This window comes from Ciceribacter sp. T2.26MG-112.2, from assembly GCF_900492205.1.
Classification (GTDB): domain Bacteria; phylum Pseudomonadota; class Alphaproteobacteria; order Rhizobiales; family Rhizobiaceae; genus Allorhizobium; species Allorhizobium naphthalenivorans_A.
In genome coordinates, this window is sequence record NZ_UEYQ01000018.1 from 59,790 (window position 1) to 68,358 (window position 8,569).

Annotated in this window: 9 protein-coding genes; 3 read left to right on the plus strand and 6 right to left on the minus strand. The window is 63.1% G+C overall.

What is annotated here, in order from left to right; genetic code table 11:
• Window positions 1–29: 29 nt before the first annotated feature.
• The 3 genes from purD to DYZ14_RS18990 all read left to right on the plus strand — a co-directional run bounded on the left by purD (window position 30) and on the right by DYZ14_RS18990 (window position 4,174).
• Entirely contained in the window at window positions 30–1,295 is a 1,266-nt protein-coding gene (purD, locus tag DYZ14_RS18980) for a phosphoribosylamine--glycine ligase (RefSeq protein ID WP_154722140.1), read from the plus strand.
• 124 nt (window positions 1,296–1,419) lie between these two features.
• Window positions 1,420–1,896, plus strand: coding sequence for a plant virulence effector HPE1-like domain-containing protein (locus tag DYZ14_RS18985; RefSeq protein ID WP_154722141.1), 477 nt, complete (start codon window positions 1,420–1,422; stop codon window positions 1,894–1,896).
• A gap of 442 nt (window positions 1,897–2,338) precedes the next feature.
• Window positions 2,339–4,174, plus strand: a complete 1,836-nt coding sequence (locus tag DYZ14_RS18990; RefSeq protein WP_154722142.1) for a methyl-accepting chemotaxis protein — start codon at window positions 2,339–2,341, stop codon at window positions 4,172–4,174.
• Between the two features lie 73 nt (window positions 4,175–4,247).
• On the opposite strand, the gene DYZ14_RS18995 is transcribed toward DYZ14_RS18990, so the two are convergent.
• The 6 genes from DYZ14_RS18995 to DYZ14_RS19020 form a co-directional block, all read right to left on the minus strand.
• Window positions 4,248–4,757, minus strand: a complete 510-nt coding sequence (locus tag DYZ14_RS18995) for a DUF523 domain-containing protein (RefSeq protein ID WP_154722143.1) — start codon at window positions 4,755–4,757, stop codon at window positions 4,248–4,250.
• Window positions 4,754–5,053 (minus strand): type II toxin-antitoxin system RelE/ParE family toxin, encoded by a 300-nt coding sequence (locus DYZ14_RS19000; protein ID WP_154722144.1) that lies wholly within the window; start codon window positions 5,051–5,053, stop codon window positions 4,754–4,756. Before DYZ14_RS19000 ends, DYZ14_RS18995 begins: the two co-directional genes overlap by 4 nt.
• Window positions 5,053–5,295, minus strand: a complete 243-nt coding sequence (locus tag DYZ14_RS19005) for a type II toxin-antitoxin system ParD family antitoxin (RefSeq protein WP_154722145.1) — start codon at window positions 5,293–5,295, stop codon at window positions 5,053–5,055. The genes DYZ14_RS19000 and DYZ14_RS19005 overlap by 1 nt, the downstream gene beginning before the upstream one ends.
• Window positions 5,296–5,475: 180 nt before the next feature.
• Window positions 5,476–7,812, minus strand: coding sequence for a glycine--tRNA ligase subunit beta (gene glyS / locus DYZ14_RS19010; protein WP_154722146.1), 2,337 nt, complete (start codon window positions 7,810–7,812; stop codon window positions 5,476–5,478).
• Between the two features lie 116 nt (window positions 7,813–7,928).
• Window positions 7,929–8,225, minus strand: a complete 297-nt coding sequence (locus DYZ14_RS19015; RefSeq protein ID WP_154722147.1) for a HigA family addiction module antitoxin — start codon at window positions 8,223–8,225, stop codon at window positions 7,929–7,931.
• Window positions 8,226–8,244: 19 nt separating this feature from the next.
• Window positions 8,245–8,526 carry a type II toxin-antitoxin system RelE/ParE family toxin gene (locus DYZ14_RS19020; RefSeq protein ID WP_154722148.1) on the minus strand — a complete coding sequence of 94 codons (282 nt, stop codon included), beginning with the start codon at window positions 8,524–8,526 and terminating at the stop codon, window positions 8,245–8,247.
• Between the last annotated feature and the right edge of the window lie 43 nt (window positions 8,527–8,569).

The following is an 8,569-nucleotide window of genomic DNA, read 5'->3' on the forward strand; positions in this document are numbered from 1 at the left end:
CTATTCCCAAGGCATTCGGAGGGCGGGCGATGAAGGTTCTGTTGATCGGTTCGGGCGGACGCGAGCATGCCCTTGCCTGGAAGATCGCCCAATCGCCGCTCCTGACCACGCTTTACGCCATCCCCGGCAATCCGGGCATCGCCGAACATGCGACGCTGGTGCCGATCAGCGCCGACGACCTGGACGAAATCCTCGCCTTCTGCCGCGGCCACGAAATCGACTTCGTCGTTGTCGGCCCAGAGGCGCCGCTGGTCGCCGGACTTGCCGACCAATTGCGCGCCGAGGGCTTTGCCGTATTCGGCCCATCCGCCGCCGCGGCCCAGCTCGAAGGCTCCAAGGGCTTCACCAAGGACCTCTGCGCCCGCTACGACATCCCGACCGGCGCCTACCAGCGCTTCAACAATGCGCCCAAGGCCAAGGCCTATGTGCGGACCCAGGGCGCGCCGATCGTCATCAAGGCAGATGGCCTTGCCGCCGGCAAGGGCGTCACGGTTGCCATGACGCTGGATGAAGCCTTTGCCGCCATCGACGACTGCTTCGAGGGCGCCTTCGGCGAGGCCGGCGCCGAGGTGGTGGTCGAGGCTTTTCTCGACGGCGAGGAAGCGAGCTTCTTCTGCCTTTGCGACGGCAAGACGCTTCTGCCGCTCGCCACCGCCCAGGACCACAAGCGCGTCGGCGACGGCGACACCGGCCCCAACACCGGCGGCATGGGCGCCTATTCGCCGGCCCCGGTGATGACGCCCGATCTGGTCGAGCGCACCATGAAGGAGATCATCGAGCCGACCATGCGCGGCATGGCGGAAATGGGCATGCCCTTTTCCGGCGTATTCTTCGCCGGGTTGATGATCACCGACAAGGGGCCGGAACTGATCGAATACAATGTCCGTTTCGGCGATCCGGAATGCCAGGTGCTGATGATGCGGCTGAAGAGCGACCTGCTCGAATTGCTGCATGCGACGGCCACCGGACGTCTGCACGAGGTCGATGCCGAATGGCGAGATGAAACGGCGCTGACCGTCGTTCTGGCCTCGAACGGCTATCCGGGCTCCTACGAGAAGAACACGCCGATCCGGGCGCTGCCGGCAGCGACGCAGGATGCCAAGGTGTTTCACGCCGGCACGGCGCTGAAGGATCATCAGCTGGTTGCCACCGGCGGGCGCGTGCTGAACGCAACGGCGCTCGGCTCAAGCGTCGCGGACGCCCAGGCGGCCGCCTATCGGCTGGTCGACACCGTCGAGTGGGACAACGGCTTCTGCCGCCGCGACATCGGCTGGCGGGCCATCGGCCGGGATTGAAGACCGGAAACGTCCCGGAAACCGACAGAAATACCGAGATCGATAAAATTCGATCGATCGGCCTGACCGGATGGCAATAATCGCCGCGTAAAACTCTCCTCGAAAGCAATTCGGGGATTTCGTCATGCGCAAGCTCATACTGACCGCCGCGCTTCTGTTCGCCACCGGGCCGGCACTGGCATCATCGATCGAGGTGGTCGGCAGCGCCAAGACCGACGGCTCCAGCATTCTCGTCATCAGCTGCACGGACTGCCCCGCGCTAAGGGAAGAGACGGACGAGAAAGCCTACAATGTTCCGCAGATCGCTCGCGGCACCCAGGCGGCCGAAATCGTCGAGGTCGACGGAGAACGGAAGCTGAAGCGCACCGAAGCCTGGCTCGGCGGCTCGCCGGTGGTCTTCTTCAGCAAGGCCGATGGCTGGACCACGAATGGCAGCGTCATTGCCGCCGCAAGCGCCGGACCGGCCGACGGCATCGACGTCGATGCAACCACCGCTGCAGTGCCGGGGAACACGAGCTTGGCACCCGTCTCGGCCTCGCTGACCGACCCCGCCGCAGCCAAATCCCTCGATATCACGACATTCGAGCTACGGGTCGATTGACCCCGTCCGGTTCCCTGCCCCACCCAGCCATACGATCCGGGCTGCGCGGGCCTTCCGCTGAAAACGCGGGACAGACGCCTCGGCTATGCCGGGGCGTTTGGCTTGAAGAGTACAGTCAAGGTTGAGAATACCGACGAAACCGGCAGTCAAGGCAACCTCCGGCAGCAGTATTGCGATTGTCTTTACCCTGCCTGCACAACCCTACGCTTAGAGCAGTCGCGACCCATATCTGTCCCGGGCCAGGTCCGTATCATTTGCGACTATTTTTCTATTATTTCTTGGGGTTCATTTATAGTTGCCAGTTTATAAATCAAATTTTACCGGTTTTATCGGAATGTGACGATATAACCCGGTAGCAGCATGACGCATACGCTCGCGAGCGCAGACCAACCTCGCAGGATCGGTAGGACACCGACCGGATCATTCGATTGAGCGAGGACCTATGAAAAACCTGAAAATCTCCCACCAACTTTTTCTGCTGATCGGCGCCCTGATGGTGGCGTTCGGCGTCGCCACCTATTTCCAGATCAAGACCGCATCCGACTCCATCTATGCCGAGCGCTACGACATGTTGCGCACGCAGGTGGAATCCGGCATCGCCATCATCAAGGGCTTTGAGGAACGGGTGAAATCCGGCGAACTGAGCCCGGAAGACGCCAAGGCCCAGGCCTTCAGGACGCTGACCTCGATCAAGTATGAACCGAACGGCTACCTGTTCGGCCTCGACTATGACGTCACCATGGTCTTCCACCCCGTGCAGAAGCAGGTCGGTCTGGCCCAGAAGGGGCTGCCCGACAAGATGGGCAATCTGTTCCGCGAGGAAATGATCTCGAAAGGCCAGAAGGGCGGCGGCATCACGGAATACTATTGGGAAAAGCCGACCGACCCGAATGGCGAGGTCTTCCTGAAGGCCGCCTATAGCCAGGCTTACGAACCGTGGAAAGTCGTGATCGGCACCGGCGTCTACATCGACGACCTGCAGGTGAAGATCAACGCGATGATCTGGAAGGCCGTCATGATCGGCGGGCTTGTGGTTACGCTCGGCCTGATCGCCGCCTATCTGATCATCAACGGCATCACGCGACCGCTTACCGCCATCCATGGCGCACTGGGTGCCGTTGCCGACGAGAATGTCTCGATCGCCATTCCGCACACGGACATGGGCAATGAAGTGGGCATGATGGCGAAGGCCACCAAGGCGCTGCAGGAAAAGGTGCGCGAGCGCCATGCCATGGCCCGCCGCCAGGAGGAACAGTCCCGCGAGCTGGATGCCGAGCGCAACCAGAACGCCGAAATGCAGCAGGCCGAAGCCGCCCAGCAGGCCCGTGTCGTCTCCACCATCGGTGCGGCACTGGAAGAACTGGCCCGCGGCGACCTGACCGTGCGTTGCGGCGAACTCGGCCCGAAATATGCCGCGCTCCGCGACAATTTCAACGAGGCCCTTTCCCATCTCGAGGCCGCCATGGCCAGGGTCAATGCCAAGGGTGTCGATATTTCCGGCTCGAAGGAAGAGATCCGCCGCGCCTCCAACGAATTGTCGCAGCGCACCGAGCGCCAGGCCGCCAACCTGGAAGAAACCTCGGCGGCCCTCGACGAACTGACCGTTGCCGTTCGCCAGACGGCGGAAGGCGCGCATGAAGCCGCCAAGCGGGTCACCTCGGTCAGCACCGAGGCCTCGCGTTCCGACGCCGTCGTCGCCCAGGCGATCGGCGCAATGAGCGGCATCGAGCAGTCCTCGGCCGAGATCACCAAGATCATCGGCGTGATCGACGAGATCGCCTTCCAGACCAACCTGCTCGCCCTCAACGCCGGCGTCGAGGCGGCACGTGCCGGTGAGAGCGGCAAGGGCTTTGCCGTCGTCGCCCAGGAAGTGCGGGAACTCGCCCAGCGTTCGGCCGCCGCCGCCAAGGAGATCAAGGAACAGATCTCCAAGTCGTCCTCGCAGGTGCAGAACGGCGTGCAGCTGGTCGGCGAGGCCGGAGAAGCGCTGAAGCGCATCTCCGACCAGATCAAGGCGGCGAGCGACATCGTCACCAAGATCGCCCATTCGGCGTCCGAGCAGGACACCACGCTGCGCACGATCTCGTCGTCGATGAACCAGCTCGACGCCGCGACCCAGCACAATGCGGCCATGGCCGAGGAAACGACCGCCTCGGCCGAAGCCCTCGCCAACGACACGGAAGAACTGCTGAACCTGATCCGCGGCTTCCGCGTCTCCGGCGCATCGCAGTCGGCCTCGCTCAACGGCATGGCCCAGCAGATGAGGCGCGCCGGCTGAGGTTTTCGCGCCACCAGAATTCAAAGACCGCCGGAGGCAACTCCGGCGGTCTTTGCCATTGACGGCGTTGGATTCAGAACTCGGTGCCGTCCTCGCCATCGAGATGCGCGACCAGCGCATCGATTTCGCGATCGGAATAGACCGCGATGCCGGCCCGGCGCATCAGGGCCGCCGTGACGCCATGGCCCGGATGCCGGACGGCGGAAAAACTGCCGTCATAGATGAAGCCGGAGCCGCAGGACGGGCTTCCGTCGATCAGGAGGGCAAAGGCACAGCCATTGGCGCGGGCGAATTCGACCGTCTGGCGCCCGCCCTCGACAAAAGCGTCAGTCACATCGCGCCCGGTGTTCTCGACCACCCGCGCCCGCCCCTCGATCACGTCCTCGCCACAAAGCCCGTCCTCGATCTCGGCTGGAGGACGCGGGGTGGGCAGGCCTCCGGCCTGTTCCGGGCAAAAGCCGACAAGCCGCCCCCCAGCCTGCCAGCGGGCAATCGCGGGGTGGGATAGAGGTTTGCCCGTGCCGTCATAGCGAACCGGGCGACCGAGCAGGCAGGCGCTGATCAGGATCTTGGGGGCAATCACGTCTCCCCCAGACGGCGTGCGACATCGCTGTTTTCGTGAAGAATTCTGATCACGTCGATGCTGCCCTGCCCCTTCTCGGTATAGAAGATCAGGTGATGCGCCACATGGAAACGCCGATAACCTGGACGGATCCGGTCCATCTTCCTGCCAATGCGCGGATTGGCCGCCAACATGTCCAGGCCTTGCAACAGGTCGCCCAAATAGGCTTCGGCCTGCTGCGCTGACCACGTATGGGCAGTATAGGTCCAGATCTCCTCCAGATCCTGTTCCGCCGCCGGACTAAGTCGGTACGCCATCACGAATGGCGCTCACGCATCCGTGCAAGGAATGCCTCACGATCGAAAGGGCGGGGCTCACCGCTGCGCTCGCCTTCGATCAAGGCCTCGCGCAGTTTCTCGATCTTCAACTGCTCCTCTTCGAGCAGCCGCAGTCCGGCTTCGACCACGGCCTCGGCGGATTTGAAACGGCCGCTCTCCACCTGCGTGTCGATAAAGCTGTCGAAGGGCTCGCCGATCGTGATTTGAACTGGCTTGTTCATGGGACTGCTCCTCGAAAGCTCCAAACCGCGGTATCACGAAGCTACCACAACGGGCGAACCAAGACAAAGCCTCGGGCCGACCATGCCCCGGTCGGCCCTTCGCTTCAGATTCAGGCTCAGGCGCTCGGCGCCTCGACCCGCCCGCTGGATCGATTGGCTCCGCTTATGCGGATCTCCGTCTCACGATACGATTTTGGAGAAGTCGGCCACGGTGCCGGTGGCTTCGCGGATCGCCTTGAGGAGAGCCAGGCGGTTGGCGCGGATGGCGGCATCCTCGTCGTTGACGAGAACGTCGTCGAAGAAGGCGTCGACCGGGGCGCGCAGCGTCGACAGCGCCTGCATGGCCGAGCGGAAGTCTTCCTTCGCCACCGCGTCGGCGGCTTCGTCGCTGGCGGTCTTGATCGCGGCAAACAGCGCCTTTTCCGCATCGAGCGTCAGCAGGGCGTCCGACACGCCGTCGGCGACGACGGTGCCCTTCTTCTCTTCGGCAGCGAGCAACTGGGTCGCGCGCTTGGTGCCAGCGAGCAGGTTCCAGCCGTCTTCCGACGTGATGAAGGCGGTCAGCGCCTCGGCGCGGCGGGCGACCATCAACAGGTCGTCGGCCTCAGGGGTCAGCACCGCGTCGATGATGTCGTGGCGGGCGCCCTGGTCGCGCAGATAAACCTTCAGGCGGTCGTGGAAGAAGGAGAGGAGGTCGGCCTCAAGATTCGAAACCAATCCGAGCATAGGTGGATTGATCTCGATCTCAACGAACTCTTCCCCCTCCACATTAGCAATCTTCTTACTCGCTTCCAACGCAAGCAGGTCTTCCGCAAGGCTCACCGGGTTTCCAGCCCGTGCAAGAACGCGCTCCAGATTTGCACGTTGCCAACGTAGTACGATCGTCTGGAACACTTCCAACAACGGTAACCTTGTGCCTTTCTCCAAAATCATCCTAACCACGCCCAGCGCTGCACGGCGCAGGGCATAGGGGTCCTTGGAACCGGTCGGCTTTTCGTCGATCGCCCAGAAACCGACGAGCGTATCAAGCTTGTCGGCGAGCGCGACCGTCAGGCCGACCTTGTCTTCCGGCAGGCGGTCGGAGGGGCCGTTCGGCTTCCAGTGGTCCTCGATGGCGGCGGCGACGGAGGCGTCTTCGCCCTGCAGGAGCGCATAGCGGCGGCCCATCAGGCCCTGGAGTTCCGGGAATTCGCCGACGGCCTCAGTGCGCAGGTCCGCCTTGGCCAGCACCACGGCGCGATCGACGAGCGCCGCGTCGGCACCGACGATCGGCGCCAGTTCCTTCGCCAGCGCGCGGATGCGGGCAACACGCTCGCCTTGCGTTCCAAGCTTGGCGTGGAAGGTGACGTTCAGCGCGTCGAGCTTGGCCATGCGCTGGTCGAGCGGCTTTTTCAGATCGAGGCCGAACTTTTCGGCCGAGGCCTTCAGCGTCTCAAGGTCCGGCAGGTCGCCCTGGTCGCGGGTCCAGAAATGCTTGGCGTCCGCCAGGCGGGCGCGCACGACCTTGCCATTGCCGTGCATGATTTCCTTCCCACCATCCTTCGCCTCAATGTTGGAGACGAGGACGAAATGGTTGGAGAGCTTTTCCGTCTCGCCATGCGGGCGGGTGACGAAGCACTTCTGGTTGGTCTTGATCGTCAGCCGGATGATCTCGGCCGGGATGGCCAGATAGTCCTGTTCGAAGGTGCCGAGGAGCACATGCGGATATTCGAGCAGGCCGGATACCTCCTCCAGCAGGCCCTCGTCCTCAACCAGATCGAGCCCGTTGGCGAAGGCGAGATTGGCGGCATCCTGGGCGATGATCTGCTTGCGACGCTCGGCGTCGAGGATCACCTTGGCCTTTTCCAGGCTGGCGACATAGTCGTCGAAGCGGCGCACGGTGATCGCAGCCGGCGCGTGGAAACGGTGACCGTAGGTGACATTGCCCGCGGTGATGCCGTCGATCTCGAAGGGGATGACGATGGTCTCGTCATGGTCGGTGCCGAAGGTGCAGACGATCGATTGCAAGGGGCGCACCCAGCGCAGCGCTTCCGAGCCCTTGCCCTCGATCCCGGCGAAGGTCGACCCCCTGGGCATGGAGGCGGCGCCGGAGCGCATCGACTTCGGCCAGGGGAAGGTGCGGATGATGCCCGGCATGACGTCGGCGACGATCGCGTCGGCGGCACGGCCTGGCTTGTCGAGATAGGCGACGTAGAAATCGCCCTTCTTCGGATCGGTCTTGACGATCGCCTGGTCGATGGAGGAGAGCCCCGCGCCGCGCAGGAAGCCGTCAATCGCCTGTTGCGGCGCGCTGACGCTCGGGCCCTTCTTCTCTTCGCGAATGTCGGCCGACCGGGCAGACAGCCCGCGAATGTCGAGCGTCAGGCGCCGTGGCGTCCAGTATTCCCGCGCGCCCTCGTAATTGAGGCCGGCCTCGACCAGCGCGTCGGTGACGAGCTTCTTCAGATCGCCAGCCGCCTTGCGCTGCATGCGGGCGGGAATCTCTTCGGAGCGGAGTTCGAGCAGAAGATCGGGCATCGGGGCTGGCTTTTCTTTGGTTGCTTAGGCTGCGCCGACTTAGCAAGCCCGGCGCGAAAAGTCATCCATGCAAGCAAGCAAAATGTGCCGGCGATCCATGGATATGCACCTTGAGCCTATGCTGCACTCAAGACCGGAATGGCGGCGATCTCCTCGGCCTTGGCGGCCGCCTGGACCTTCAGGTCGTAGCTGGTCTGGAGATTCATCCAGAACTGCGGGCTGGTGTCAAAAAAACGAGCGAGACGCAAGGCGGTGTCCGGCGTGAGCGCCGTCTGCTCCGCCACCAAACGCTCGATACGGGTGCGCGGTACATTGAGCTTCTTGGCCAACCCGCCTGCACTGAGGCCAAGCGGCAATAGAAACTCGTCTCTCAGAATTTCGCCGGGATGAACCGGCGGGAGGGTGATGGACATACTGCTAACTTCCCGTTCTTCAGTGGTAGTCGATGATCTCGACCCGATCGGCTCCGCCGTTCAGCCAGACAAAGCATATTCGCCACTGATCGTTGATCCGTATCGAATGCTGCCCCAGTCGATCCCCTTTCAACGGTTCCAACCGGTTGCCGGGCGGACGGGACAGATCATCAAGAGTGGCGGCGTTGTCGATGATCGTCAGCTTGACGATCGCGCGGCGCAGAAGGTCGGCCGGAAAGCCTTTCGGCGCCCTGCCTGAGGCGACAGCCTCGGTCATCCCGTTCGCGTAGGATCTGATCAACTTCGCATCCCAATTAGTAGAAATGTATCACATAACGATACAC